This window comes from Pseudorhodoferax sp. Leaf267 (assembly GCF_001422405.1).
Taxonomy (GTDB): domain Bacteria; phylum Pseudomonadota; class Gammaproteobacteria; order Burkholderiales; family Burkholderiaceae_C; genus Pseudorhodoferax.
The window spans coordinates 70,405-96,114 of sequence record NZ_LMMV01000023.1 but is presented as its reverse complement, the minus strand read 5'-3'; the positions used below and the strand labels follow the sequence as shown (position 1 = coordinate 96,114).

Genomic DNA, 25,710 nt, shown 5'->3' with positions numbered 1-25,710 from the left:
CGTTTGTCTCCTGTGGGTCGTGGTTGTCAGGGCCTGGCGTAGGCTTCCTGGATCTCGCGCCAGGCCACCTTGCCGGTGTTGGACTTGGGCAGTGCCGCGCGGAACTCCACCGCGCGCGGCGCCTTGTAGACGGCCATGCGTTCGCGGCACCAGGCGATCAGCGCGGCCTCGTCCAGCGCGTGGCCGGGGCGCAGCACGACGACGGCGCAGACGGATTCGCCCTGCTTGGCATCGGGCCGCGCCACGATGCAGGCCTCGTGGATCGCGGCATGCTCGTACAGCATGCTCTCGACCTCCGCAGGCCAGACCTTGTAGCCGCTCACGTTGATCATGCGCTTGAGCCTGTCGCGCATGAAGAAGTAGCCGTCGGCGTCCATGGCCGCCAGGTCGCCGGTGCGGAAGTAGCGCTCGCCGTCGAGGGTCATGAAGGCCGCGCGGTTCGCGGCCTCGTCGCGCCAGTAGCCCTGCATGACCTGGGCGCCGCGCGTGACCAGCTCGCCCGTCTCGCCCACCGGCAGCTCGGCCAGCGTCTCGGGGTCCACGATGCGCGAATGCACGCCGAAGGTGGGGATGCCCAGGCACTGGCGCTTGCTGGCCTGCAGCGGGTTGCAGTGCAGGAAGGAGGCCGTCTCCGTCAGGCCATAGCCTTCGATGTAGGTGATGCCGAAACGCTCCTTGAGCATGGCGGAGACGGCCTCGGGCATGGCCGCGCCGCCGCCGTTGAGCATGGCCAGGCTGGACAGGTCGCGCCGCTGCGCTTCGGGGTGCGCGAAGAAGTCGATCAGCATGGCCGGCGGCGAGGCCCAGACCGAGACGCGGTAGCGCTCGATCAGCGCGGCTGCGGCGGCGGCGTCCCAGCGCGCGAGCATGACCACGGTGGCGCCTTGCCACACGGGCATCAGCAGCGCGTTCTGCAGGCCCAGCAGGTGGAACAGCGGCGCCACGCCCAGCACCACGGATTCGGCGTGCAGGCCACGCCAGAGCGCGGCGCCAGTGCTCGAGGCCGTGAGGCTCTGGTGCGTGTGCATGCAGCCCTTGGGCCGGCCCGTGGTGCCCGAGGTGTAGGGCAGCACGGCCAGGTCGCCGGACTTCACGGCCACGGGCGGCGCGGGGGCACCGGCCAGCGCCGTGGCCCAGGCCGTGCAGCCCGGCTGGTCGAGCGGCTGGCGCGGGGCGCGCACGACCTCGGGCACGTTGAGTGCGGTGGGGGCCGTCAACGCATCGGCATAGCAGATCACCACGACCTCGCGCAGCACGCCGCGTTGCAGGGCCGGCGCCATGGCGGGCAGCAGCTCCTGCGCGGCGACCGCATGGCGCGCGCCGCTGTCTTCGAGGTAGTGGTCCACCTCGCCGGCCGTGCACATGGCGTTGACAGGCACGACCACGGCGCCGCAGCGCTGGATGGCGAAGAAGGCGATGCTGAACTGCGGGCAGTTCTGGCTCATGAGCAGCACACGATCGCCCTGCGCGACACCGGCGCGCTGCAGGTGGCCGGCCAGCGCCTCGGCTTGCGCCAGGAAGTCGGCATAGGTCAGCACGCTGTCGTAGTAGACGATGGCCGGGCGCTGCGGGTAGCGCGCGGCGCTGGTGGCCAGGTGGTCGAACAGCGTGCTCTGCGGCACGGCCAGCGCATGTGGGAAGCCGCGCGGCCAGTGGCGGTGCCAGGGTGATGTGCGTGGGGTCATGTGTCTCTCCGTCCCCGGGTGGGGTCAGTCGCCCTTTTCCATCGCGCGCGCGATGATTTCCTTCATGACCTCGTTCGCGCCGCCGTAGATGCGCGAGACGCGCACGTCGGCGTACATGCGGGCGATGGGATATTCCTGCATGTAGCCGTAGCCGCCATGCAGCTGCAGGCACTCGTCCACCACCTCGCAGGTGGCCTGGCTGACCCACCACTTGGCCATGGCGGCCGTGGGGATGTCCAGCTCGTCGCGCGCAAGCCGCGCCACGCAGTCGTCGAGGAAGCTGCGCGCGATGGTGGCCTTGGTCTGGCATTCGGCCAGCTTGAAGCGCGTGTTCTGCAGGTGCAGCAGCGAGTCGCCGAAGATCTTGCGGTCGCGTGTGTAGGCCAGCGTTTCGTCGACGGCGCGCTGCATGGTGGCTGCGCAGCCGATGGCCAGCACCAGGCGCTCGCGCGGCAGTTGCAGCATCAGCTGGGCGAAGCCCTTGCCCTCCTCGCCGCCCAACAGGTTGGCCTGCGGCACGCGCATGTCGTTGAAGAACAGCTCCACCGTGTCCTGCCCTTGCTGGCCCACTTTTTCGAGCAGGCGGCCACGGCGGAAGCCCTCCAGGTCCTTCGTCTCGATCACGACCAGCGACACGCCCTTGGCCTTGGCCGTGGGGTCGGTCTTGCAGGCCACCACGATGATGTCGGCCAGCAGGCCATTGGTGATGAAGGTCTTGGCGCCATTGATCACGTAGTCGGTGCCATCCTTCACCGCGCTGGTGGTGATGCGCTGCAGGTCGGTGCCGGCTCCGGGCTCGGTCATGGCGATGGCGGCCACGATCTCGCCTTGCGCCATGCGCGGCAGCCAGCGCTGCTTCTGCGCCTCGGTGCCATAGGCCAGCAGGTAGTGCGCCACGATGCCGCTGTGCACGTTGATCGAGAAGCTGTTGACCAGCGCGCGCATCTGCTCCTCGCAGATCACGGCCTCGTGCAGGAAGCTGCCGCCACCGCCGCCGTACTCCTCGGGAATGCCGGCGCACAGCAGGCCCAGCTCGCCGGCCCGGCGCCAGATGGCGCGGTCCACATGGCCTTGCGCCACCCAGTCGCGGTGGCGCGGCACGCACTCGGTCTCGAAGAAGCGGCGCGCGGTGTCGCGCACCAGTTCGAGCTCGGGCGTCATCCAGGCGCGAGGGGCTTGCATCATGGCCGGCCTCCGCCGCACACGAGCACCTGCCCGCTCACGTAGTTGGACTCGGGGATGCAGAACATGTAGACCGCCCCCGCTGCCTCTTCCGCCGTGCCGCCCCGGCCCAGGGGAATGGTGGCTTCGGCGGCTTTCAAACGGTCCGGCTGCACGCCCACTGCGATGGTCCGCCCGCCGATGTCCACGCTGGCCTCGCCGGCCGTGAGCGGCTGCGTCAGCCGCGTCTGGATCAGCCCGAAGGCCACGCTGTTCACGTTGACCTTGTAGCGGCCCCATTCCTTGGCCATGGCCTTCGTCAGCCCGTTGATGCCGGCCTTGGCCGCCGCGTAGTTGGCCTGGCCTGCGTTGCCGTACACGCCCGAGGTGGAGGAGATGTTCACGACCTTGCGGAACACCGGTGCGTCGGCCTCTTTCTTGGCGGCCTCGCGGATGAAGTCGGATGCGGCGCGCAGGATGCGGAACGGCGCCGTCAGGTGCACCGCCAGGATGTCTTCCCACTGCTGGTCGGTCATCTTCTGGATCACGTTGTCCCAGGTGTAGCCGGCGTTGTTGACGATGATGTCCACGCCGCCGAATTCCTTGAGCGCGGTGCCTACGAAGCGCGTGCCGAAGTCGGCATCGGTCACGCTGCCCACGCAGGCCACGGCCTGGCCGCCCGCGGCGCGGATGGCGGCCACGGTCTCGTGCGCCGGGCCTTCGTCCAGGTCGTTGATGACCAGGCGCGCGCCTTCGGAGGCGAGCTTGAGCGCGATGGATTGGCCGATGCCGCGGCCCGAGCCCGAAACCAGGGCAACCTTGTCTTGCAGTTTGAGTGTCATGGCGAAATGAGCGTTGGAGAACAGGGAAAGGGCGCGCGCTGCAGGCGCCGTCCAGCGTGCGGAAAGTCTAGGAAAAGCCGCGCGCACGGCCCATGGCCGAAGCGATGCTTCGTGTTGGCCTGAACGATCAAATACGGCGCAGGCGCACCGCGCCTCAGGGCTTACCCGAGGCGGGTCTGGCGGTAGGCGCCGGGTGCGACGCCGGTCCAGTGCTTGAACGCGCGGTGGAAGGTGCTGGCCTCGGAGAAGCCCAGCAGGCTGGCGATTTCGGGCAGGGTCAGGTCGGGCCGCGTGAGGTAGTCGATGGCGGCGTCACGCAGCAGGTCGTCGCGGATCTCGCGGAAGCCCCGGCCCTCTTCGCGCAGGCGCCGGCGCAGCGTCTGCGGCGTCATCGCGAGCAGCTCGCCCACGGCCTCCAGCGAGGGCACGGCGCCGCCCAGGTGGCGGCGCAGGATGCGGCGGATGCGCTCGGTGAGGCGGCTGTCGTCGCGGTACTTCAGCAGCAGGCTGGCGGGTGCCTGCTGCAGGAAGGGCACCAGGCTCTCGGCGGTCTGCACCACGGGCAAGGTGAGCCAGCGCGACTCGAAGCGCCAGCCCGTGCGCACGCCGTGCAGCAGCGGCGCCTGGAACAGAACGGGCGCGTCGCCCGGGCGCTGGGCCTCGGATTGCGGCAGGTCCACCGCGACCAGCGGCAGGCGCCGTGCCACCAGCCAGCACACCAGGCCGTAGGCCAGGAAGGCGAACGCGCGCTGGGCGTAGACCAGCAGCCCATCGGCCGGCCTGCGCGGCAGCAGCGAGAGCTGCGCCACCCCGTCGGTCACCTGCAGGCGCGGCGTGAAGTCGGCCAGCAGCAGGCGGTAGTGGCGCAGGCCGGCGCGCAGGGCCTGCTCCAGCGTCTCGCAGCCCACCGCCAGGCGGCAGGCGGCCTCGAAGCTGCCCAGCGGCAGCGGCCGGCTGCACAGGCCCCAGAGCTCGTCGCGCGTGACATGGCGCAGCTGCACGACCAGCGCGGCGAACTGCGCCTGGCTCACGCGCGCGAGCTGCGCCTGCATGAGCTCGGGGGCGATGCCGGCACGCTGCAGCAACCGGTCGCAATCGTGGCCGGCGTGGCGTGCGCCCAGCAGGATCTGCTCCACCTGCTGGATGGAGATGGTGGGTCGGGTGCTGCCGCTGGATGGGGAATGCTGCATGGCGCGGGGCGCTGCGCCGGGCCTGTCTCGGGGCCCGGCGCAGGTGCGGCGGATTGTAGGAGCCGGTGCAACCCACCGGCCCTGTGCCTGCATCGCCGGTCTCGATGTCGTCAAGGCAGGAAGTTCAGCGCGTCCAGCTCGTTCACGTTCACGCCGTTCTCGAAGAACGGCTGCGCGCCGTCGGCGTCCGTGAACGTGCTGCCGCCGCTCGCCAGGAACGTGCCGATCTGGTGCTGCGCGGCCAGCGCATGCGCCAGCGTGGCCGGGTTGGCGATGTCGAGCAGGTAGCCGTGCGGGTTGCGCGCCACGGCCGCGTTGGCCGCGAACGCCAGGTCATGGCGGAACCAGCTCACGCGGTCGGCCAGCGCACCGCCGCGCACGACCATGGTCGAGCTGGGGTTGGTCATGATGGTGTCGCCCTTGGCCAGCTGGTAAATGATGGGCTTGGGCGCGTGGCCGGCGAGCGGGCGCATGCGCAGCAGCGGCGCGTAGGCGGTGGCCACGCCGGCCTGCTGGGCCCAGTCGCTGCCCTCGAAGGCCTTGGCGATGGCCAGCGCGCCATCCACGTGCCGGGTCAGCACGGGCTGGTTGCGCAGCGGCAGGTTCTCATCGAACTGCACCGCGCCATTGGCCGCCGGTGGCAAGTTGACCAGCGAGGGCGCGCGCGCGGCCAGCGGGGCGGCGCGCAGCGGGCGGAAGCCGCCCAGGCGCGTGGCCTCGATCAGGCTGCCGCCGCCCACGTTGGGCACACCGGCGACGAGGTCCTTGTCCACGGCCAGCAGCATGGTGCCGTAGACGCCGCCGAAGGACTGGCCGCTGTAGCTCACGCGGCTGCCGTCGAAGTCGCTTTGGCCGTCGCCGTCGATGTCCACGCCGGCCTTGAAGCGGCGCGCGAGCTCCATGAGGTCGACGACCGTCTGGCGCAATGCGTCGCGCGCGCCGATCACGCCATAGGGTGCGGGCGCGGTGCTGCCCTCGGTGGCCGCGATCTGGCCGTCGCCGTTCTGGTCGATGCCGCGCCCGGGGGCGGTCACGCTGACCACCGTGCCGGCCGTCGTCGTCATCTGCAGGCTGCCCTGCGCGCCGCCGCCGTGGCCCACGACGTGGATGGACGCCGTGGCCAGGCCGTGGGAGGCCAGCACCGAGGCGATGGACCAGGCCGCGTCGTGCATGTTGCTGCCAAAGCCATGGCCGAACAGCACGACGGGCCAGCCGCCGGGCGGCTTGGCGCCGGCGGGCACGAAGATCTGCACCGTCACGGGCTGCTCGGACACGACGGGCGGCGTGGCGGCCGTGCCGGTGGGCGCGATGCGCACGTTGGCATCCATGAAGGTCGGCGAGGTGTAGCGGCCGAAGCCCACGCGCGCGACGCTGCCCGGCACCAGCTGCAGCGCGGCCAGGCGCAACGCGCTGTCGGTGAACTGCGGCGCGGTGCCGGTCTGGCGGCGGAAGGTGCCGGACTGCAGCTGCGCGATGTCGAACACGGCGCGCGTGGCGCTGCCGGCCTGGCTGGCGACCATGAAGTCGATGCCGGCCGTGGTGCGCGCCTTCACGGCGCCGGCCATGGCGGCCAGCTCGGCGGTGGCGGTCTGCGTGGTGAACACGCTGGCGGCGACGGGCTTGCCGCCATCGGCCGGTGCCAGCGCCAGGGCCTGGCGCAGCGCATCGCGGTAGTCGCCGGTGTCGGCGGCGCGGCCCACGGGCAGGCCGCTGGCGGGCTCGATCCACTCGCCGCCACCCAGGCGCTTGCCGGCCGTGTCGCGCACGCGGTCGGTCACCACCAGCAGGTAGCGCGTGTGCTCGCGCAGCAAGGCATCGCTCTTGAACGACAGGAGCCGCGCGGGTGCGTCCCAGGCGATCTGGTTGATGCCGATCTTCTCGCCCGCGCCGCCGACCTGCAGCAGGTAGACGCTGTTGCTCGTGACGGTGGCCGGATCGATGTCACCCGTGAACGGCACGGTGATGCGCGGCCAGACCGAGAAGCCGTCCAGCGTGTTGAGCTCGTTGGTGTCCTGGCAGTCGCTCACGCGCACGGCGCAGTCGGGCAGCGGCAGGGCCACGCGCCGCTGCGTGAGGTGGCGCGTGTCGGCCACAGTGAAGCGGTCGCTCGGGAAGGGCGTGGCGTCCGGGTCGCTGGTGGGAAAGCGCACGGCGACGTCGCTGCTGTCCTCGCCGGAGCCGCCGCAGGCGGGCAAGGCGATGGCGAGTGCGGCGGCGAGCGCGGTGCCCGCGAGCCGCTGCAAGGTGGTGGTGGCTGGCATGGTGTCTTGTCTCCTGATGGCCTGTCGTGCGGCCGGCCCGGCTTGCGGGCCGTGGGCGCCGAGTATGAAAAGCACCGCGCCGCAGCCACAATGGCCGGAACGTGCCGCGCCATTGGCCAAAAGTGACAACGCGCGGCCACGACCGCGCTTGCAGCCGGTGCGATCAGGCCGGGGGATTGGCCGTGGTGCGCACCAGACGCTGCAGGCTGGCGTCCAGGTGCTCGGTGGGCTGGCGCCGAAAGCCCGAGCGCGCGAAGCGCTGCAGGCGGCCAATCACGAAGGCCGTCATGACCGAGGCCTGCACGGTGGCGTCCACCATGGGCTGGGGCACGGCGTCATCGCTCGCCAGCGTGCGCAGGCACTGGCGCAGGCTGGCCTCGATCTTGTCGAAGAACTGGTTCATGCGCAGCTGCAGGCGCTCGTTCTCGAACACCAGCGCATCGCCGACCATCACGCGCGTCATGCCGGGGTTCTTCTCGCCGAACTGCAGCAGCACGGTCACGATGTGCTGGGCCTGGCGGCTGCCGGCCTGCGGGTCGGCGGGCGCATCGCCGGCATCGGCCGTGATCTGGTTGACGAGCGTGAAGACGCTCTGCTCGATGAACGCGATCAGCCCCTCGAACATCTGCGCCTTGCTGGCGAAATGCCGGTACAGCGCGGCCTCGCTGACCTTCAGCCGGGCGGCCAGCGCTGCGGTGGTGACACGCTCGGTGCCGGGCTGCTCCAGCATGGTCGCCAGCGCCTGCAGGATCTGCACGCGCCGCTCGCCGGGCTTGGGCCGCTTGCGGGCCGGTGCGGCGGCAGCGCCCTCGCCAGCGCCATCCATCGCGGGGAGCAGGACGCCGTCGGACATCGCGGCCGCCGCCTGCTCAGCGTGCCCGGATCATCGTGCCGTAGGCCTGGTCGGTCAGGATCTCGAGCAGCATCGCGTGCGGCACTCGGCCGTCGACGATGTGCACGGCGTTCACACCGCTCTTGGCCGCGTCGATCGCGCCGGCCAGCTTGGGCAGCATGCCGCCGGAGATGGTGCCATCGGCGATCAGCTCGTCGATCTGCCGCGAGGTCAGCTCGGTCAGCAGCTCGCCCGCCTTGTTCAGCACGCCGGGGATGTTGGTCAGCATCATCAGCTTCTCGGCCTGCAGCACCGTGGCCAGCTTGCTCGCCACCACATCGGCGTTGATGTTGTAGCTCTCGTTCTCCTCGCCGAAGCCGATGGGGCTGATGACGGGGATGAACTGGTCGTCCTGCAGCGCCTTGACCACGCTGGGGTCGATGGCCTGGATGTCGCCCACCTGGCCGACGTCGTGTTCGATGCTGGGATCGTCCTTGTCGGGCATGCGCAGTCTCGTCGCGCGGATCAGGCCGCCGTCGCGCCCCGTCAGGCCCACGGCCTTGCCACCGGCCTGGTTGATGAGGCCCACGATGTCCTGCTGCACCTCGCCGGCCAGCACCCATTCGACGACTTCCATGGTCTCGGCATCGGTGACGCGCATGCCCTGGATGAACTTGCCCGTCTTGCCCAGACGCTTGAGCGCGGTCTCGATCTGCGGGCCGCCACCGTGCACGACCACCGGGTTCATGCCGACCAGCTTGAGCAGCACCACGTCCTCGGCGAAATCGGCCTGCAGGCCCGGGTCCGTCATGGCATTGCCGCCGTACTTGATGACGATGGTCTTGCCGTGGAACTTGCGGATGTAGGGCAGGGCCTGGGCCAGGATCTCGGCCTTGTCGCGCGGTGCGATGGAAGACAGGTCGGGGTCGGTGTTCGTCGGCATGGCGGGCGCTCCCAAAAAAACTCGGCGGATTGTAGGGTCCGCCTGTGTCACTTCCGCAGCCAGCGCGGCACCTTGAACCGGATGATCATGAGGTAGGCCGCGACGTAGCTGAGCGCGAACAAGGCGCAGAACAGCATCAGCACCGGCGTGTTGTTCCAGAACAGCACGGCCGGCACGACCGTCATCGCGCAGAACATCCACAGGTAGGGCGAGGTGCGGTTGTTGCGCGCCAGAAGCTCTCTGGCCTCACCATCCTCATGGATCACCGCGCGCACGATGCGCCGGAACACGAGCTGGTGAAAGTGCAGGGCATCCGGTGTGCCCGGCGAAATGCCGCGCGCCGCCTTGCGGTAGATCGAGAAGATGGTCTCCCACACCGGGTACATCAGCAGCAGCATCGGGAACCAGGGCGACACCGCCTGGTGCCTTTGGACCAGCTGGATGCAGCCGACCGCGATCACCAGGCCCCACATGTAGGCCCCGCCATCACCAGCGAAGATCTTGCCGTGCGGGTAGTTCCACAACAAAAAGCCCAGCGTGGCGCCGATCAGGCAGACCAGCATGGCGGCCAGTTGCCGGTCGCCGAGTTGCAGCGCGACATGCGCGAGCGCCAGGCAGATCAGCATGGCGACCGTGCCAGCCAGGCCGTTGTAGCCGTCGATGAGGTTGAAGGCATGCGGCAGGCCGCTGATGGCGAGGATGGCGATCCAGACGGCGAGCAGGGGAACGGTGTGCAGCCATTGGTCGGCCCACGGGATGCCGAGCCGGTGGACACCGAGGCCAAGGGTCCAGCACAGAAGGGCGGCGGAGCAGGTGGTCAAGAGGAGGCGAATGCGGGCCGGAAGGCGCTGCGTGACGTCTTCGGCGATGCCTCCCAATGCGGCGGGCAGCACTCCCACCAAAAGCAGCATGACCGGGCGCCACGACCATCCGGTGTTGAATGGCGCCGAGCCCGTGATGCCAGCCACCAGCCACGCGCAGGCTGCACCGATCAAAATGCCGGCACCGCCGAGGCGCGGGACATGGCCCAGGTGGAAGCGCTGAGGCATGTCCGCCCCGTAACGCCGCGCATGACGACGCGCCATGCGCATGAACAGCATGACGGCAACGGCCGAAACCAAAAAACTTATTGTGAGGAGCGCGATCATGGGAGCACAGGGAAACCTAGGATCCCGGGCGCGAAATTAGACCATGCCGACTGCCATGCGCCGCCCGATCACCGTTTCCATCGTGAGCCATGGGCAACAGGAGCTGCTCCTCCCGTTGCTGGACCAGTTGGACGCGCTGTCTTCCGAGTTCATTGCCAGAATTGTTGTGACAATTAACACGCCAGAGCCGGATTTGCTCGCCGGCCGAAATGGATGCATTCCGGTTGTACGCATCGAGAACAACAGGCCGAAAGGATTTGGCGCCAACCACAACGCAGCCTTCGCACGGTGCAAGACCGACTGGTTTCTCGTCCTCAATCCAGACGTGAGATTTAACCGAGATGTATTGCAATCACTGCTTGCACACGCGTTGCCCAACGATGGACTATTGGCCCCCCGGATTTTTGAGCCAGGCAAACAGTGTCCTGAGCCCCATCGTAGGTTGCTGACGCCACTGGAAATCTTGCAGCGCGAATCGCCAGGGTATCGACCGCCGGCGAAGCCAACTTGGGTACCAGGTATGTTTATGCTCCTGCGGGCCTACGCCTATAAAGACGTCAATGGCTTTGATCCACGTTTTTTTATGTACGGGGAAGATTTCGATTTGTGCATCCGGTTAAAGCTTAAGGGATGGCAGATTTCAACTGCTGAACATCTGTTTGCCTACCATGATGCCCGACGCGCCAGCCAGAGATTGTGGCGCCACAAGCTGTGGCATATTAACAGCTTGATCAGCGTTTGGTTTTCAGGTGCCTTCTGGAAATATCGATCGAGGCAGAAATGCAAAGACTAACAGCGAGATACTGGCTATAGAGCAATGAACGCCCGATATTACAAAAATAAAATCAGTTCAGTTGACCCCATGGACTCATATCCTCGCTTTCACCGTTTGATGCACATCCAAACCCATGAGGGTGTGGAATTGTTTTACGCTTGAAATGCAGAATTCGCGCTGATATGGGAAAAAACTGAAAGCGAAGAATTATCCATGTAATGAAGAAAACTTCAGAAAAAACACGTCATTGATGATCCCTACACGAACTTTGCTCTTCTTTCCACACAATGGTTAGAAAATTTTTCACAGCTGAGTGCCTTTTCATTCAGGGCCTGCGGTTGCACTTGGCAACTTGAAGCCTCATAAAAGATGACAGAAATTCCATAGGCGCAGAGTGTGGCATGATGACTGTTGATATTTAATGCCAGTGTTAGCTCATGTTCGCCGGTACTTCCACATACGTGCTTAAAATCACAGTCACCTACGTTCGACGTGATTCGTCCTTTGGTAGCTGAGCGTTCGGGCATAGTTCAGCCAATGAAAAATTTCAGGCGGATTCGAATAAATCGCGAAACACACCGCGCGCACCGCGACCGAAGCGGGCGTAATTACCGGATCGGACCTCTCGCCAAATAGGCCAAATTCTTCGAAGCCGCTTTGTTGGAAGTTCTGCACGAAACTTTTGATGTGCCAATCGCTGGACAAGTGCCTGCTGCTTGATCGGTTCAACTTCAATACCAGAAGCCTTCAAAAGGTTGAGCCGATTGAGCCAGATCTCTGCCTTCCGGGCCCGGTCGATATGGGTCTGGCCACGCGCAGCAAACGCACGCTGCACCAGCTCGAATAGTGTCAGCCTGCGAGCACCTACAGCGTTGCCGCCATGCTGGCGATATGCGATGAGCGGTTCTTCCAGCACATCCACCTGGCCCACGGTGGCGGCGACAGCACCAAGCCATTCATCGTGCAGCCATCCGGCAGGAAACGGCAATGCGCTGTCAAGCAACTGCCGTCTGAAAGCTGCAGTCGCTCCTGTGACCAAGTTGCGCCGTAGAAAAACGTTGAAACCACGCCCTTGGTGAAGCCAAGAAAGCTCGTACGCATGCACTTCCAATGCGTGAAATAGTCCACGCCCAATGGGTCGATCAAATGCATCAATCAGGACTGCGTCCGAGTGCACCAGCAGGAGATCTGGCCGCTGGCTGAACGCCGCTAAGGCGCGCTCTACACGGTTCGGAAGCCAAACGTCGTCCTGATCGCACAACACGATCACATCTCCATTACAAGCACGCACAGCCTGTTCGAAGTTTGCTGTGATCCCCAGCGCTTTGGTGTTTCGCAGAATGCGCAGGCGCGGGATCGGACTGCGAGCAGTTTGCGCGATCTCTGATTGAACCACTCGAACGCTGGCGTCGGACGATGCGTCATCTGACAACACGATCTCGTCGGGAATCCGGGTTTGCTCACAGATGCTTGCGACCTGCCGCCCCAGGTAGTTCGCGCCGTTGTGCGTGCAGAGCGCAACTGATACAACCACTGATGCGGGCAGTGCGCAAGTGCCTGAGCGGGAATCAACCGGACGACCGACCATTGCCCGTTTTCCACTTGCGCATGACAGCTGTGATCCGCCAAGACGAAGATGCTCGAATACTGCGAATTGCCTCGTTTACTTGCGAAGTAGACATCGCGCCGACGTCAATGACGTTAGGTGGCAGGCCGCGCAACAGTCTCCTCGCCAGCCGCAGTGGCGCGCTTATGCGCCATGACCGGGATTGCAACAGCGCCAGTAATTCTGCCCGTGCGTCTGTGTCAACATCTTGAAACTCTTGGAGATCTATGGCCTGTCCATGGCGCGCCAAACGCGAATTCATCTCCAAGGTCAACGCAGTCAAACGGTCGACCCGATCTAGCAAATCACGCAGCTTGCGCGCTGATCCAACTGGCAAATGAAGTGGTGCCAAGTCCATTTTTTTGAGAATATGCGCGTGGTTTTTTTTCCATTCCTCTTGCGGGTGAACCGACCGTGAACTTTCGGCATGCGTCCACCAACGATAAATTGCGGTTATTTCTGAAGTCGACGCGATCCCGCAGGCATTTACTGTCCGCATCAGAAAATCCCAATCCTCCGTCGTCGTCAGGCTTTCATCAAACTTTATGTCTAATTCGACAAATGCAATTCGAGGGAATGCCAGTGCGATCGGGGGCGTCTGATTGATGCGTAGATGATCAAGAAACTCGAAGTGCGACGGGTATTCCTTATCAAAGCCAGTAATCGCACGGGGAGCGACGAAGGAACTGTGGGGCGAATGCACCTCATCAAATTGCTGTTTAATCGCAACTGCGCGCAGAACGTTCTTGGGATTTCGATGTGCCAGATCCTTGAAAGTTTCGACCCAGTGTGCCATCGGAACGTCGTCGTCATCCAGGATGGAAATGTACTCTCCCCGCGCAACAGAGAAACCCTCATTCAGCGGAGCAGTCCGATTACCACGATCGACCGACAGCAGGGTAGTACGCCTTCGTAGACTTACAGGCGCTCCATCAATCAATTGTTGAACGATAGCTAGAGATTCCATATCCAGGCAGTGGCCTACGATCAGCAACTCAAAGTCGTCGCAGGATTGCGCCGCAAGCGCTACCAACACGTCGCCCAAAGTGACCGGACGCTTACCTTGAGTACGCGTGATAACTGTCAGAAATGGTGGTCGCGAGCCCGCGTAAGTGTCCTGCACTTCAGAGCCCAAACCGATGTTGTGCATAGCCGTCGCCAACGAATTCACCAATTCGATGATCACCGTCAAGGGGCTGGGGAAGAACTTGCGCAGCCTCACGTCGCAGAAATTCCTGTGCTGCCTTTTGGAGATAAGGTAGCGCTGACGCGTTGAACGCTCGCACAAGTTGGCGGGCAAGATCCTCACGCGACCATTTGTAGGCCAGCATCAGGGCGGCCTCGGCAGAATAGTATTGTTCGGCCGCCGAAGGCTGCCAGGCTCCGCTTTGGGCAAGCCTCTTGTCGTGAAACACGGCCGCAGTTGGTCGGTATATGACCTTCTTTCCTGCGAGCCGGAGCCTCCAAGAAAAATCGACGTCGTCGCAATACAGAAAAAACGTTTGGCTATCGAAACCGCCGATGCTGACAAAGTCGTCTACGGGAATCAGCGCACAAGCCGTCGTTGCCCACCCAGTCTCACCCGTCACGGGGTCGTACGCCTTCGGATGCTCGATCGGTAGCTGCCGAGCTTCTACAAGCCCTACTTTGTCGTCATTGAACGGGATCGAAAGCTCAACTAATGCATTTGCAGCAAGCACGACGTCGGGATTCATGATCAGCACGTAGGTGGCCACGCATCCTTCGAAGAGCGTGTTGTGCCCCCTGGCTGATCCGAGATTGGCGCCGAAGTGACGGTAATGCAGCCTTACCCGCGGTCCGCTCTCACGTTCGAGCGCCTCGAGCGCCATGTTGTCGAACAGCGGCTCTGGCGAGCAATCCCCATACGCGAGCTCGCAAGACTCAAAGACGCCAGCCGCAACAGCAGCGTCCATGGCCGCGTTCACGCTACGCACCGCTCGCTGAATCGATTGCGGCTCGTTTCGGTAAAGGATGGACTGGATACGCAGCGTACTCACGCGGCGCCCCTCGACCACCGACCAATCCACGGCTTCGTCATTGAAACCACCTTTTCACGGTCCTCAAAGGCTGAGTAAGGCGCCAGGAGCTCGAGCGATGGACGGCGTTCAGAATCTCCCTGGCTTGCGTCTCCGTCATGTGCGAGATGTTGAAGGTAGGCAAGGGTCGCCGCGCCAATGCTGCCGTGACAGCCCTCAGAGGCGCAGACAACCGCCACGACCACGACCCGATGGCCAACATCAACATGCGATGCGCTTCAGTCGGCTCAAATCCGGGGGGCAACGGGACGGTGTCGGCGCGCTGCGCATGGAGGTCTTGGAGCTGGATTCTGAGACCGGCAACAGCTGCATTCAGACTGTCTCGCTCCTCCATCAGGTCGCGCAAGAGGCGAGCACTGCCAGGAGGCAAGAGCAGCGGAGCCTTGTCCATCTTGTCCCAGATCCGCTGGTGGTTTGCTCGCCACTCCTCAGGGCGGTGCAAGGCACGCGAGCTGTCCGCACTCAGCCACCAGCGGTATATGCACGTGACTTGCGGGGATGACTCCACGCCGCAAAGCAAAGCGCACCGCATGATGAAGTCCCAGTCTTCGGCCGTTGTCAGGCTCTCGTCGAAGCGAATGCCCATGTCCTGGAAAGCGCTGCGCGGCAGGGCAATGGCAAGGCCTGGCGTGAAGTTATCACGCAGGTGAGCCAACAGATCGAACCGGTCCGGATAGTCGTACTTGAAGCCGCTCAGAGACCGCGGAACAAGGTGACTTTTCTCGTTGCCCACCTCATCGAATTCCTGGCGAACGGCAACTGATCTCAGCGCCCGGCCAGGAGCTCGCAAGGCAAGTTCTTGGAAGACCTCAACCCAGTGCGCCATGGGCAAATCGTCATCGTCTAGGATCGTCACGTACTCACCGCGCGCCGCGCTAAAACCGGCGTTCAAGGGCGTGGTGCGGTTGCCGTGATCCACCCGAATGAAGTTCACGCGGGCCTGCATGTGTGGCTGCAGTTGCTCGATCACTTCCTCCACAACGATCTGCTTCTGCACCTCCAGCATATGGCCTACTAAGACCACCTCATAGTCCATGCAACTTTGTGCAGACAGTGCAAGGAAGAGATCATTCAGAGTCGAGCGACGTCGCCCTTGAGTGCGGGTGACGATAGAAAGGAATGGCCTTTTGACATGTCGGCGCTCGTCCTCTGCAGCGCGGAACCGCGCCCCTTGCTCGGGACCGGCCAGGCACGCCACTACAAGTTGGTTTGTCGTGGCGTGCCCGTCGATCTGATCGCGCAGCCCGCGTAAGTAAGTTGCTAGAACGGACTTGGACGCCAACGCCGGATGAAAACCAGGAAAATGTTGGTCACTATCACCCATACGGACATCGAACCGGTCAATGGTGTGCAGGCCGTTCTGGACCAGCATGTCATCCAGGACTTCGGCAGTAAATGGATTCACGTGGGTGTGGTCCAGCAATCCGGCATGGGTTATGTCATAGCGGCCGAAGGCCAGCTTGAATCCCACATCGCGATGTGCCAAGTTCGGAACGCTTAAAACTGCTAGAGCGCCGTGGTCTGCGACTAGCCGACGCACAACTTCCAGCGCAAGCGCAGGTGGATGAACATGCTCTAGCACGTCGACCATCGAAATAGAAAGGACCTTGCGTCCTGCCAAATGCCCATCGATGATCTGTCGGATGGACGCCACAGGTGCGTTGAAATCAAGCACATGCGCTTCAAGCCCGCGCGACGCCAACGAACTCACAGCCTGCGCATCGATGTCGAACCCAATATAGTGCCGCCCCAATTCGCCCTGTACAGCCTCTCCCATCCTTCCATAGCCGCACCCCAGATCCACGTGCACGCCATCTTCGGCCTTGAACGGCCGGTGACGCCTGAGTAGCTCCACAACATGCCCGTAGACGTTGTCGTAGGCATATGCGTTGTCGTAGTTCTGCTTCATCATGCAATCACAAAACGGTGCGCCGCGTACGCATCATCAACGAACTGCGCAACGCGGTGTTCAGTGTCCAGCGGACAAGGCAGTCTCCCTTCAGCGCGCCGCTGCTCAAACGTCGCGGCTGCCTTTTGCAGGTGGGCTTCGGCAGCACCCCTGAAAATGGTCAGCAGGCGGTCGGTGATGTCAGGACGTGACCATTTCCACGATAGCAGCAAGGCAGCCTCGGCCGAGAAATACTGCTCGGCCGAGCCAGCAACCCACCGCCCCCCTGAACCTAATCGCTTGTCGTGGAACACGACGGCAGAGGGCTGGTAGATCACCTTGTAGCCTGCCAGCCGGATGCGCCACGAAAAATCGACGTCGTCACAATAGAGGAAGAAGGTTTCGTGATCGAACCCTTCCACTTCTCGGCAAACAGATGTAGGCATCAGCGCGCATGCTGTGGCTGCCCAGCTTGTCTCGCCAGTCAGAACGTTATATTCCTTTGGATGTTCCACCGGCAGTTGCCTGGCTTCCACCATGCCGACCCGGTCACTCTGAAACGGGAGCGCCAGTTCGATCAGCGTGTCCGGAGCCAACATGACATCAGGGTTCATGATCAGAACCATGTCTGTCGAAGCGGTCGCCAGCAAGGTGTTGTGTCCTTTGGCTGAGCCCAGGTTGTCTTCGAAGAACTGATACTGCACTTTGACATGCGGGTGCCTCTCGACGAGTCCGTTAAGCCTGGCCGCATCGAAAATGGGCATGGACGAACAATCGCCATAGGCCATCTCGATCGCGGTGAAATCGCCGGACTTCAGAGCACGCAAACCTGCGTGTGCGAGCGCATCGAAGGCCCGCACCACAGAATCCGCATCGCTGTGGAATAACACCGATTGAACGCGCAGCGTCGTCATGTCAAACAGTACCCACCGCAGGATTCAGATGCTCGTCGATCCAGTCACACAGCAGATTCAAGCCCGTCCGCAGGTCGACCTGAGGCCGCCACGCCAACGACTTAACAGTGTCCTGAATATCACAAGCAGCATGGCGGACATCGCCATTGCGGAATTGACCGGTAACGACGGGGGCCGGTGAGCCGTAGCGCTCGGCGATCAACTCAGCAACTTGACGAATAGACGCAGCAACGCCAGTACCGACGTCATGCACAAAGCCGCCAGTCGGCGCGTCCAAGGCAGCTAGCAATGCCGCCGCCACATCGTCAATGAACACAAAGTCGCGTGACATCTCGCCGTCCTCATATAACGGAATAGCCTTGCCAGCTTTCGCGAGGCGGACAAATAGCGACACGATTCCGGTGTATGGATTGGACAGCGACTGGCCCGGGCCATAGACGTTTTGCAGGCGGAGAATCCGCGGAGAACTAACTCGTGCAAGTGCCCAGGAGTTCAGGACATGTTCTTGCGCAAGCTTGGTTGCACCGTAGACGCTGGTGGGCGCTGGCGGCGTCAATGCCCCGCGAAAAGGCAACGGCGTGGCTCCGGCAAAGTCCCATTGCGCGGCTGCGAGTTGCTGCTGGGTGCGCTGACCCGGGTGAAACAGTTCCCCGTTTCCACGCCTCCAAACGCCTTCGCCGTAGACGGCCCGGCTGCTGCTCAACACGAATTTCTGTGGCACAGACTGGTGGCGCGTGAGCCCGTCAAGCATCTGGCTTGTCCCAACCACGTTCACCATGGCGTGGCGAGTGGACTCAGTCAACGACTGCCCGGTGCCCGTCTCGGCCGCCAAGTGGACGACAGCTTGCGGGCTGAAGTCACGCAACACAGCGTCCCAAGTAGATGCGTCGGTGACGTCTCCTACCACGAGTTCACAGCGCACATCGAGCGCAGGCGGGCGTTCACGTACCTTGTGAATTTGAGGATGCAAGTTATCGACGACAACAACACGCTCGTATCTATTAGCCAGTCCACTGGACAAGGCGCAACCGATAAATCCGGCCCCGCCGGTGACCAAGCAAGTGCTCTGAAAGGAGGAATTGGAACTCATAATCTGACCTATCTGATATTTCTACGTTATTGCTGGGGCAATCTTGAACTTAAGCAACGGCCTTTCCACAAGGCGCCACGACATTGTTGCCAAAATCAAAAGGGCCGGCAATGTCAATGCAGTATTTATCCAGGGACTCGCATGTCCAAGCGGAAAAACGTAAGCAAAAAGTTGTTGCAGCGGAAAACTATAAAGGTACACGCCGTACGAAACATCACCAAATTGATGGAGTCTGCTTGAGAAATTTGTGTGCTGTAGCCCCAATGCTAGTACCGTGTATGGCAGAACGGCGTATAAAGCCAATTCCGCCGACACTCCCGGAAACTGCACCAAAGATAATGACATCCACATCGCCGCAGCCAAAAGTGGACTAACTTTCAAGTCCCATTTGAAAAGCGTGTAAAGCGCCCCGATCAGAAAATAAGGTGCCACATCAAGAAATGAAAGCAGGCTTGTTCCGTAAAAAACAGGGTGGGCCGACGGAGGTGCAATACGCACAAACCAAATCGACAGTCCCATTAATAAAAAAGAGCCAAGAAATACCCCCCATCTTGCCGACCGAAAGAGTAAACCACCAAGAACGCAGACCATCGGGCCGATAAAATACATCGCGACTTCGGCCGGCAGACTCCAAAGTGATCCGTTGACGGCCACTGGGTACGGGTTAGAACCGAACACGCCAGGCAAGTCGTATTGCGGCCTGAAGGCGAAATTGTTCATAACGTAAGTCCACAAGCGCGGACTTTCAAAGTACTCGCTCATCGGCAATACGCTAACCAATGGACCCAAAATGAACGCGCTGAGCACAATGACAACGCACAGGCCGGGCATGATTCGTAGCGCACGTCGCTGAAAAAAACGCCCGATGGAGGGATCGCGTTGCCAGCTTCCAATAATCAAGTAACCGCTAACGACGAAAAATATTTTAACGCCGATGCTTTGGACGGAATTTCCCGCAAAAAAAGGACTCACAGAACCCGTTAGTGGGTACGCGTGCCCGTATACGACGAGGAGCGCGGCAAGCAATCGCACCACATCGAAGTTATTCGAAGACTTCATTGTTTGCTGCGTCAGCCCATGGAACTAGCCGCCAAGGAAATTTTTGACATTGGTATGCCTACGAGCCCAGTCACCACGGACGCGGAATGCGACTGAAACAGCAAAGCCTCATGTAACCACTCATGCACGACGTGATCTGTCTGGGTACCGTCCGCTAACGCCACTGCAATTGAATATTCACCCTTTGGCAGGATTGGCATCTTGAACTCAAACGACGCATTAAGAATATCGCCCTTCGTGCATCTAGAAGGCCTTAGCCTCTGGCTTTCGTAGGTATTATCCCCAAAGAGATGCTGACCTAGGCGATCTTTGACAATAAACCCGATGATCGGCGCATCAAGATTAATCGTTGTCGAAGCACGCACAGTGATTGACACCGGCTCTCCCCCCTCAACCCAACGCAACGATTCGCCTGTTCGAGCCAGCAAGCGAACTTCGTCGATTCTTGCCAGATTGGTTCCGAAGCGCTGCCGCCCGTCCGTATGAATGGATAGGTCAGGTTCAAGCGCCAGCGTCCGCGTCGGTTCAACCATAACCGCATCATCTGACGCCCCTTCTTCTATCCCAGGAGCGCCCGCCACCGTCGGAGCGTCACTTAGTGCACGACTTGTGGTTGCACCATAAAGCTCCTCTAGATAAGACTGCATCACCTCCTTGGCGCTGCCTTGACCGACCAAGCGCCCCTTGTCGAGCCATAGCGCGCGGTCGCAAAGACTCACCACGGCTGACGCATCATGACTGACGAACAGCAACGTCCCCCGCTCTTTGAAGCTGCGCAGGAACCGCATGCAACGTTGCGAGAAGTAGGCGTCACCGACCGCCAGTGCTTCGTCGATCACCAAAATATCTGCGTCGACGTGCGCTATGACGGCAAATGCCAAACGCACATACATGCCACTGGAATATGTCTTGACGGGCTGCTCAAGGAACGCACCGATATCTGCAAAAGCGGCAATGGAATCGAAGCGCTCTTCAATTTGCCGCTCGTCCAGTCCCAGCAGGCGAGCGTTCATATAAACATTGTCACGCCCACTAAACTCCGGGTTGAAACCAGCACCGAGTTCGAGCAAGGCTGCAACGCGTCCACGCACCTTTACTACTCCATCGCTAGGCGTCAACGTGCCGCACAGCATTTGTAGTAAGGTCGATTTGCCAGCGCCGTTACGCCCCACGATCCCAAGGGTTTCTCCCGGCATTACAGAGAAGCTCACGTCCGCCAAAGAAGCGAACTCTCGGTAATATTTCTTTGGGGACAGTCGTAGCAGACGGCGCAGGCGTGGCAATATAAACTGCCGGAGACGGTCGCGCGGAGCGTCGTAGAGCTGATATCTTTTGCCGAGTCTCACGGCTTCGATGATTGGCTCAAAGGACATCTGCAAAGCCCTTGCGAGTCCTTTGGAACCAGGCGTAACCCAATCTCGCCAACACGATCGCCGCCACATATGCCAGCAGCAGTGGGGCCCACGCTGGCACCTTGCCCCAGACCAAAACGTCACGCGACTGCTCGACGAACAGAGTCAGAGGATTCAAATACATCCACACTCTGAAGTCTTCCGGCAGCGCTGTTGCGGGAAAGAAAATTGGTGTCAGGAACAGCAACGCTGTCATTGCCATACCGATCAGCTGCTGGATGTCGCGTGCGAATACACCGAGGGACGCGAAAAACCACATCAATCCAAGCAGACCGATACAAAGTGGGGCAAGCACCAGTGGCAATAATGCTGCGGTAACAGGTAAGTCCCCATTAAAAAAAAGGAGGCCGGCCAGCAGTACTGCGTAACTGACCGCTGCATGAAATAAAGCCGACCCTGCTGTGACGATGGGCAGTATTTCCAGCGGGAATACGACGCGCTTGACGTAGTTGGCATTGTCAATCACCAGACGCGGTGCGCGCATTAAACATTCTGATGCAAAGCTGTGGACAATGAGTCCCGAAAAAAGCACGAGCGCGAACTGCGTTCGGCTTTCGTCGCCAGTCACGTTCCATCGCGCTTTAAAAACCACTGAGAAGACGAAGGCGTAGACTACCAACATGAACAACGGGTTCAGGAATGACCAAAGTACCCCCGCCGCCGAACCTTGATAGCGGCCGACAACTTCCCGACGAATCATTTGCAGTAGCAGTTTGCGATTGCTGCGAAGAGTCTGTACAAAGCTTGGTTTCGCAACGTCAAGAGGACCCGCAGCGATCAACTGAATACCTCTGCCGCAGCCATAGTGGATCCTGCTGCGTCCTTCGCTGAAAGTGCAGGTGGCATGCCGATGTCTGGCCACATAATCCCAATATCTAGATCGTCCCAAACAATGCTGCGCTCATGGGCGGGCGCGTAATAGTCTGTAGTCTTGTAAAGAAAATCGGCCGTCTCGCTCAAGACCAAAAACCCATGTGCAAATCCTGGCGGAACCCAGAGCTGCCGATGATTCTCTTCGCTTAATTCCACGCCTACCCACTGTCCAAATGTCGAAGACGACCTGCGGATGTCCACCGCGACATCGAATACTGCTCCACGCACGACCCTCACGAGCTTGCCTTGCGGCTGCTGAATCTGGTAATGCAACCCGCGCAGCACGCCCCTGGAGGAACGGGAGTGATTGTCTTGGACAAAATTGACGCTCATCCCTACGGCGGCGCCGAACTGCTTGCCATTGAAGCTTTCCATAAAGAAGCCGCGGGTATCCCCAAACACCTTGGGCTCGAAGATCAGCACATCTGGAATGTGTGTGGCTGTGACGTTCATGGGCTGGATCCCTCAGCAAGCAATTGACTTAAGTATTTTCCGTAGCCGCTTTTCTGCAACGGCGCAGCGAGCGTGGCCAACTGCTCACCATCGATAAAGCCAGCCCGCCAGGCGATCTCTTCAGGGCACGCGATCTTGAGTCCTTGGCGGTGCTCTAACGTCGCAATGAACTGTCCCGCCTCTAGCAAACTCTCATGCGTACCCGTATCCAGCCACGCGTAGCCGCGCTGCATGATCTGCACGTTCAATTGCCCTAAGTCGAGATAGGCTTGGTTGACCGCCGTGATCTCGAGTTCTCCACGCGCGCTGGGCTTGACAGCCTTGGCAATGTCCACGACTTGATCGTCATAGAAGTACAGGCCCGTGACGGCATAGCTGCTTTGCGGCCTAGCTGGTTTCTCCTCAATGCTGCGGGCCTTGCCTTTCGCATCGAAAGCCACCACACCGTAGCGCTCAGGATCAGTCACATGGTAGGCAAACACGGTTGCGCCATGCGACTTGGCATCTGCACCACCAAGTAGTTGGGCGAAGTCATGCCCATAAAAAATGTTGTCACCCAGCACCAACGCACTGGGGGCGCCATCCAGGAACTTCTCGCCGATCAAAAACGCCTGAGCCAACCCATCCGGGCTGGGTTGCACCGCGTATTGCAGATTCAGCCCCCACTGACTTCCATCACCGAGCAACTGCTCAAACCGCGGCGTGTCCTGCGGCGTGCTGATGATGAGCACGTCGCGAATACCCGCCAGCATCAACGTGCTCAGCGGGTAATAAATCATTGGCTTGTCATACACCGGCAGCAACTGCTTGCTGATCGCCAACGTGGCCGGGTGCAGCCGGGTGCCCGAGCCCCCGGCCAGGATGATGCCTTTGCGGCTTTTCATGTGTTGCGCTCCAAAGTCTCGGTGAGCATGCGTGTGACGCCGGCCTGCCAGTGCGGCAGGCGCACGCCGAAGGCGGCCTGCAGCTTGCGGGTGTCCATGCGGCTGTTGCCAGGGCGCGGAGCGACTGTCTTGAAGGCGCTGGAGGGCACCGGCCTGACGGCGTCGCCAGTGGCCTTGAGCGCCACGCCTTTGCTCTGCGCGAAGTCGATGACAAATCGCGCGTAGCCGTGCCAAGACGTCTCTCCCGCGGCGGCCAGGTGATAGAGGCCGGACAGGCCCTGGCCATCGGCGCCACGCGCACGAACCTGCCGCAGGGCCAGCGCCGTCACATCGGCCAGCAACTCCGCACCGGTCGGCGCGCCCATCTGGTCGTCGATCACGGTCAGCGCGTCACGCTCTGCGGCCAGCCGCAGCATGGTCTTGGCGAAGTTGCCACCGCGTGCCGCGTAGACCCAACTGGTGCGAAAGATCAGGTGCCGGCTGCAACGCTGTTGCAGCAGTTGCTCACCTTCGAGCTTGGTCTTGCCGTAGACCGACAGCGGGCCGGTCGGGCTTTGCTCGGTCCACGGTATGGTGCCGCTGCCGTCGAACACGTAGTCGGTGGAGTAGTGGGCCATCCAGGCGCCCAGCTTCTCGGCCTCTTGCGCAATGGCGCCCACCGCCAGGGCGTTGAGCGTTCGCGCGAACTCGGGCTCGCTCTCGGCCTTGTCCACGGCGGTGTGGGCAGCGGCATTCACGATCACGTCCGGGGCCACTTGGCGCACCGTCGCGGCCACGCCGTCGGGGTTGCTGAAGTCACCGCACAGCTCGGTGCTGTGGGAATCCAGCGCCACCAGTTCGCCCAGCGGCGCCAGGCTGCGCTGCAGTTCCCAACCGACCTGCCCGCCTTTGCCGAACAGCAGGATCTTCATGCGGTCGTCCGTTCGCTGTAGTTGGTGGACACCCATTCACGGTACGCGCCACTCTGCACGCGCGCCACCCATTCCGGGTTCTCCAGATACCAGTCCACCGTCTTGCGGATGCCGGTGTCGAAGGTCTCGGCGGGTTTCCAGCCCAGTTCGCGCTCGATCTTGCGGGCGTCGATGGCGTAGCGCCGGTCGTGCCCCGGGCGGTCCGTCACGTAGGCGATCTGCGTGGCGTAAGACTGGCCGTCGGCGCGCGGGCGGCGCTCATCGAGCAAGGCGCAGACGGTGTGCACGATCTCCAGATTGGGCTTCTCGTTCCAGCCGCCCACGTTGTAGGTCTCGCCCAGCCGCCCCGCTTCGAGCACAGCCCGGATGGCGCTGCAATGGTCGCGCACGTAAAGCCAGTCGCGCACTTGCTGACCATCGCCGTACACCGGCAGGCTCTTGCCTGCGAGCGCGTTGACGATCATGAGCGGGATCAGCTTTTCAGGGAAATGAAACGGGCCGTAATTGTTGCTGCAGTTGGTCGTCAGCACCGGCAGGCCGTAGGTGTGGTGGTAAGCGCGCACCAGGTGGTCGCTGGCTGCCTTGCTGGCGGAGTAAGGGCTGTTGGGCTCGTACTTGTTTTCTTCGGTGAAGGCCGGGTCGCTGGCGCGCAGCGAGCCATAGACCTCGTCGGTCGACACGTGCAAAAAGCGGAATGCAGCCTTCTCAGGTTCGGGCAGCTGGCCCCAGTACTGGCGCACGGCCTCCAGCAGGCCGAAGGTGCCGACCACGTTGGTCTCGATGAAGGCGGCGGGGCCGTGGATGGAGCGGTCCACGTGCGACTCTGCCGCAAAATTCACCACGGCCCGCACCTGGTATTGGGCCAGCAGGCGGGCCACGAGGGCCGTATCGCCGATGTCACCTTGCACGAACACATGCCGGGCATCGCCTTGCAGGCTGGCCAGGTTTTCGATATTGCCTGCATAGGTGAGTTTGTCGAGGTTGACAACGGGCTCACCGACAGCCGCGACCCAGTCCAGGACAAAGTTGGTGCCAATGAAGCCGGCACCGCCGGTAACGAGGATCATGTGTGTACTGTGCAAAAGACAAGCGCGCGATTATCGCCGTGCCGGCTTTGCGGACCACCCCCCCGTACGGCCGGGGTGTCGTGGACTTACAGTGTGCAACACACGGATTCCGCGAGAAATGCCATGACCAAGAAGTTCAACCCCTTCGGCGACAACCTGACGGCAGCGCAGCTCGGCGAGGCTGTCCGCGACTCGGCGCAGCAGATCTGGCTGGCCGGCCTGGGCGCTTTCGCCAAGGCGCAGGAGGAAGGCACCAAGGTCTTCGACACCTTGGTGAAGGAAGGCGTGGGCCTGCAGCGCAAGACGCAGGACACCGCGGAAGACAAGCTCAGCGAGGCCGCCAGCCGCATGGGCAGCATGGCCAGCGGCCTCGGCGCGCGGGCCGCGGGCCAGTGGGACAAGCTGGAGAACATTTTCGAAGACCGGGTGGCCAAGGCGCTGAAAAAGCTCGACGTGCCGACCGCGAGCGACCTGGAGCAGCTGAGTGCGCGCATCGACGCGCTGACGCGTGCGCTGGAGCAACACGCCGCCAGCGCCAAGGGCACCACCAAGGCCGGCGGGCGAGCGGGCCGCAAGAGCGCAGCCACTGCCGCCGAGCCCCAGCCGGCACTGGCCAAGCGCACACCGCGCAAACGCGCACCCCGTTCCGCCGACTGATT

23 protein-coding genes are annotated in these 25,710 nt (G+C 62.2%); 2 read left to right on the top strand and 21 right to left on the bottom strand.

Annotated features, from left to right (window positions below; genetic code table 11):
• Nucleotides 1-26 precede the first annotated feature (26 nt).
• The 8 genes from ASF43_RS22410 to ASF43_RS22375 all read right to left on the bottom strand — a co-directional run bounded on the left by ASF43_RS22410 (nucleotide 27) and on the right by ASF43_RS22375 (nucleotide 10,062).
• Nucleotides 27-1,685 carry a long-chain-fatty-acid--CoA ligase gene (locus ASF43_RS22410; RefSeq protein ID WP_056185987.1) on the bottom strand — a complete coding sequence of 553 codons (1,659 nt, stop codon included), beginning with the start codon at nucleotides 1,683-1,685 and terminating at the stop codon, nucleotides 27-29.
• Nucleotides 1,686-1,709: 24 nt separating this feature from the next.
• Entirely contained in the window at nucleotides 1,710-2,867 is a 1,158-nt protein-coding gene (locus ASF43_RS22405; RefSeq protein ID WP_056186622.1) for an acyl-CoA dehydrogenase family protein, read from the bottom strand.
• Nucleotides 2,867-3,688 (bottom strand): SDR family NAD(P)-dependent oxidoreductase, encoded by an 822-nt coding sequence (locus ASF43_RS22400; RefSeq protein WP_056185984.1) that lies wholly within the window; start codon nucleotides 3,686-3,688, stop codon nucleotides 2,867-2,869. Before ASF43_RS22400 ends, ASF43_RS22405 begins: the two co-directional genes overlap by 1 nt.
• A gap of 161 nt (nucleotides 3,689-3,849) precedes the next feature.
• Nucleotides 3,850-4,878: an AraC family transcriptional regulator gene (locus tag ASF43_RS22395; protein ID WP_056185981.1), complete on the bottom strand. Its 1,029-nt coding sequence runs from the start codon at nucleotides 4,876-4,878 to the stop codon at nucleotides 3,850-3,852.
• Nucleotides 4,879-4,988: 110 nt separating this feature from the next.
• On the bottom strand, nucleotides 4,989-7,139 hold the full coding sequence (locus tag ASF43_RS22390; protein WP_056185978.1) for an Ig-like domain-containing protein: 2,151 nt from the start codon (nucleotides 7,137-7,139) through the stop codon (nucleotides 4,989-4,991).
• Nucleotides 7,140-7,302: 163 nt separating this feature from the next.
• Nucleotides 7,303-7,992 carry a nucleoid occlusion factor SlmA gene (slmA, locus tag ASF43_RS22385; RefSeq protein ID WP_056185975.1) on the bottom strand — a complete coding sequence of 230 codons (690 nt, stop codon included), beginning with the start codon at nucleotides 7,990-7,992 and terminating at the stop codon, nucleotides 7,303-7,305.
• Between the two features lie 16 nt (nucleotides 7,993-8,008).
• Entirely contained in the window at nucleotides 8,009-8,914 is a 906-nt protein-coding gene (gene argB / locus ASF43_RS22380) for an acetylglutamate kinase (RefSeq protein ID WP_056185972.1), read from the bottom strand.
• A 47-nt stretch (nucleotides 8,915-8,961) separates the two neighbouring features.
• On the bottom strand, nucleotides 8,962-10,062 hold the full coding sequence (locus tag ASF43_RS22375) for a glycosyltransferase family 4 protein (RefSeq protein WP_056185969.1): 1,101 nt from the start codon (nucleotides 10,060-10,062) through the stop codon (nucleotides 8,962-8,964).
• A gap of 55 nt (nucleotides 10,063-10,117) precedes the next feature.
• Here ASF43_RS22375 and ASF43_RS30085 point away from each other — a divergent pair, with 55 nt between their 5' ends.
• Complete coding sequence (locus ASF43_RS30085) at nucleotides 10,118-10,855, top strand: glycosyltransferase (RefSeq protein WP_235578337.1); 738 nt, start codon at nucleotides 10,118-10,120, stop codon at nucleotides 10,853-10,855.
• Nucleotides 10,856-11,384: 529 nt separating this feature from the next.
• Here the strand turns inward: ASF43_RS30085 and ASF43_RS30080 are convergent.
• The 13 genes from ASF43_RS30080 to rfbB form a co-directional block, all read right to left on the bottom strand.
• Nucleotides 11,385-12,425: a glycosyltransferase family 2 protein gene (locus tag ASF43_RS30080; RefSeq protein WP_082498083.1), complete on the bottom strand. Its 1,041-nt coding sequence runs from the start codon at nucleotides 12,423-12,425 to the stop codon at nucleotides 11,385-11,387.
• Entirely contained in the window at nucleotides 12,406-13,629 is a 1,224-nt protein-coding gene (locus ASF43_RS30075; RefSeq protein WP_162241846.1) for a glycosyltransferase family A protein, read from the bottom strand. The genes ASF43_RS30080 and ASF43_RS30075 overlap by 20 nt, the downstream gene beginning before the upstream one ends.
• Nucleotides 13,568-14,461: a glycosyltransferase family 2 protein gene (locus ASF43_RS30070; protein WP_235578336.1), complete on the bottom strand. Its 894-nt coding sequence runs from the start codon at nucleotides 14,459-14,461 to the stop codon at nucleotides 13,568-13,570. Before ASF43_RS30070 ends, ASF43_RS30075 begins: the two co-directional genes overlap by 62 nt.
• Before the next feature lie 37 nt (nucleotides 14,462-14,498).
• Complete coding sequence (locus ASF43_RS30065; RefSeq protein WP_162241845.1) at nucleotides 14,499-16,409, bottom strand: methyltransferase domain-containing protein; 1,911 nt, start codon at nucleotides 16,407-16,409, stop codon at nucleotides 14,499-14,501.
• The gene (locus tag ASF43_RS22360) at nucleotides 16,409-17,302 is read right to left on the bottom strand and encodes a glycosyltransferase (RefSeq protein WP_056185962.1); all 894 of its coding nucleotides are present in this window, start codon (nucleotides 17,300-17,302) and stop codon (nucleotides 16,409-16,411) included. The genes ASF43_RS30065 and ASF43_RS22360 overlap by 1 nt, the downstream gene beginning before the upstream one ends.
• A 1-nt stretch (nucleotide 17,303) precedes the next feature.
• Nucleotides 17,304-18,392: an NAD(P)-dependent oxidoreductase gene (locus ASF43_RS30060; protein WP_082498080.1), complete on the bottom strand. Its 1,089-nt coding sequence runs from the start codon at nucleotides 18,390-18,392 to the stop codon at nucleotides 17,304-17,306.
• 21 nt (nucleotides 18,393-18,413) lie between these two features.
• Nucleotides 18,414-19,451 (bottom strand): acyltransferase, encoded by a 1,038-nt coding sequence (locus tag ASF43_RS30055; RefSeq protein ID WP_082498079.1) that lies wholly within the window; start codon nucleotides 19,449-19,451, stop codon nucleotides 18,414-18,416.
• An 11-nt stretch (nucleotides 19,452-19,462) separates the two neighbouring features.
• Nucleotides 19,463-20,824, bottom strand: a complete 1,362-nt coding sequence (locus ASF43_RS30050; protein ID WP_082498078.1) for an ABC transporter ATP-binding protein — start codon at nucleotides 20,822-20,824, stop codon at nucleotides 19,463-19,465.
• The gene (locus tag ASF43_RS22355; protein ID WP_082498077.1) at nucleotides 20,814-21,563 is read right to left on the bottom strand and encodes an ABC transporter permease; all 750 of its coding nucleotides are present in this window, start codon (nucleotides 21,561-21,563) and stop codon (nucleotides 20,814-20,816) included. Before ASF43_RS22355 ends, ASF43_RS30050 begins: the two co-directional genes overlap by 11 nt.
• 77 nt (nucleotides 21,564-21,640) lie before the next feature.
• Nucleotides 21,641-22,189 carry a dTDP-4-dehydrorhamnose 3,5-epimerase gene (gene rfbC, locus ASF43_RS22350; RefSeq protein ID WP_056185960.1) on the bottom strand — a complete coding sequence of 183 codons (549 nt, stop codon included), beginning with the start codon at nucleotides 22,187-22,189 and terminating at the stop codon, nucleotides 21,641-21,643.
• Nucleotides 22,186-23,073: a glucose-1-phosphate thymidylyltransferase RfbA gene (gene rfbA / locus ASF43_RS22345; RefSeq protein ID WP_056185957.1), complete on the bottom strand. Its 888-nt coding sequence runs from the start codon at nucleotides 23,071-23,073 to the stop codon at nucleotides 22,186-22,188. Before rfbA ends, rfbC begins: the two co-directional genes overlap by 4 nt.
• Nucleotides 23,070-23,984 carry a dTDP-4-dehydrorhamnose reductase gene (gene rfbD / locus ASF43_RS22340; protein ID WP_056185953.1) on the bottom strand — a complete coding sequence of 305 codons (915 nt, stop codon included), beginning with the start codon at nucleotides 23,982-23,984 and terminating at the stop codon, nucleotides 23,070-23,072. Before rfbD ends, rfbA begins: the two co-directional genes overlap by 4 nt.
• A complete protein-coding gene (gene rfbB / locus ASF43_RS22335) occupies nucleotides 23,981-25,051 on the bottom strand; it encodes a dTDP-glucose 4,6-dehydratase (RefSeq protein ID WP_056185951.1) in 1,071 nt (356 codons plus the stop codon). The genes rfbD and rfbB overlap by 4 nt, the downstream gene beginning before the upstream one ends.
• Nucleotides 25,052-25,174: 123 nt before the next feature.
• Between rfbB and ASF43_RS22330 the strand changes: the two genes are divergently transcribed.
• Complete coding sequence (locus tag ASF43_RS22330; RefSeq protein ID WP_056185948.1) at nucleotides 25,175-25,708, top strand: phasin family protein; 534 nt, start codon at nucleotides 25,175-25,177, stop codon at nucleotides 25,706-25,708.
• The last annotated feature ends 2 nt before the right edge of the window (nucleotides 25,709-25,710 follow it).

Bases quoted from the DNA above. Each gene is read 5' to 3' on its own strand.
- ASF43_RS22410 (WP_056185987.1), bottom strand. From the start codon at position 1,685: ATGACCCCACGCACATCACCCTGGCACCGCCACTGGCCGCGCGGCTTC.
- ASF43_RS22405 (WP_056186622.1), bottom strand. From the start codon at position 2,867: ATGCAAGCCCCTCGCGCCTGGATGACGCCCGAGCTCGAACTGGTGCGC.
- ASF43_RS22400 (WP_056185984.1), bottom strand. From the start codon at position 3,688: ATGACACTCAAACTGCAAGACAAGGTTGCCCTGGTTTCGGGCTCGGGC.
- ASF43_RS22395 (WP_056185981.1), bottom strand. From the start codon at position 4,878: ATGCAGCATTCCCCATCCAGCGGCAGCACCCGACCCACCATCTCCATC.
- ASF43_RS22390 (WP_056185978.1), bottom strand. From the start codon at position 7,139: ATGCCAGCCACCACCACCTTGCAGCGGCTCGCGGGCACCGCGCTCGCC.
- slmA (WP_056185975.1), bottom strand. From the start codon at position 7,992: ATGTCCGACGGCGTCCTGCTCCCCGCGATGGATGGCGCTGGCGAGGGC.
- argB (WP_056185972.1), bottom strand. From the start codon at position 8,914: ATGCCGACGAACACCGACCCCGACCTGTCTTCCATCGCACCGCGCGAC.
- ASF43_RS22375 (WP_056185969.1), bottom strand. From the start codon at position 10,062: ATGATCGCGCTCCTCACAATAAGTTTTTTGGTTTCGGCCGTTGCCGTC.
- ASF43_RS30085 (WP_235578337.1), top strand. From the start codon at position 10,118: ATGCGCCGCCCGATCACCGTTTCCATCGTGAGCCATGGGCAACAGGAG.
- ASF43_RS30080 (WP_082498083.1), bottom strand. From the start codon at position 12,425: ATGGTCGGTCGTCCGGTTGATTCCCGCTCAGGCACTTGCGCACTGCCC.
- ASF43_RS30065 (WP_162241845.1), bottom strand. From the start codon at position 16,409: ATGAAGCAGAACTACGACAACGCATATGCCTACGACAACGTCTACGGG.
- ASF43_RS22360 (WP_056185962.1), bottom strand. From the start codon at position 17,302: ATGACGACGCTGCGCGTTCAATCGGTGTTATTCCACAGCGATGCGGAT.
- ASF43_RS30060 (WP_082498080.1), bottom strand. From the start codon at position 18,392: ATGAGTTCCAATTCCTCCTTTCAGAGCACTTGCTTGGTCACCGGCGGG.
- ASF43_RS30055 (WP_082498079.1), bottom strand. From the start codon at position 19,451: ATGAAGTCTTCGAATAACTTCGATGTGGTGCGATTGCTTGCCGCGCTC.
- ASF43_RS30050 (WP_082498078.1), bottom strand. From the start codon at position 20,824: ATGTCCTTTGAGCCAATCATCGAAGCCGTGAGACTCGGCAAAAGATAT.
- ASF43_RS22355 (WP_082498077.1), bottom strand. From the start codon at position 21,563: ATGATTCGTCGGGAAGTTGTCGGCCGCTATCAAGGTTCGGCGGCGGGG.
- rfbC (WP_056185960.1), bottom strand. From the start codon at position 22,189: ATGAACGTCACAGCCACACACATTCCAGATGTGCTGATCTTCGAGCCC.
- rfbA (WP_056185957.1), bottom strand. From the start codon at position 23,073: ATGAAAAGCCGCAAAGGCATCATCCTGGCCGGGGGCTCGGGCACCCGG.
- rfbD (WP_056185953.1), bottom strand. From the start codon at position 23,984: ATGAAGATCCTGCTGTTCGGCAAAGGCGGGCAGGTCGGTTGGGAACTG.
- rfbB (WP_056185951.1), bottom strand. From the start codon at position 25,051: ATGATCCTCGTTACCGGCGGTGCCGGCTTCATTGGCACCAACTTTGTC.
- ASF43_RS22330 (WP_056185948.1), top strand. From the start codon at position 25,175: ATGACCAAGAAGTTCAACCCCTTCGGCGACAACCTGACGGCAGCGCAG.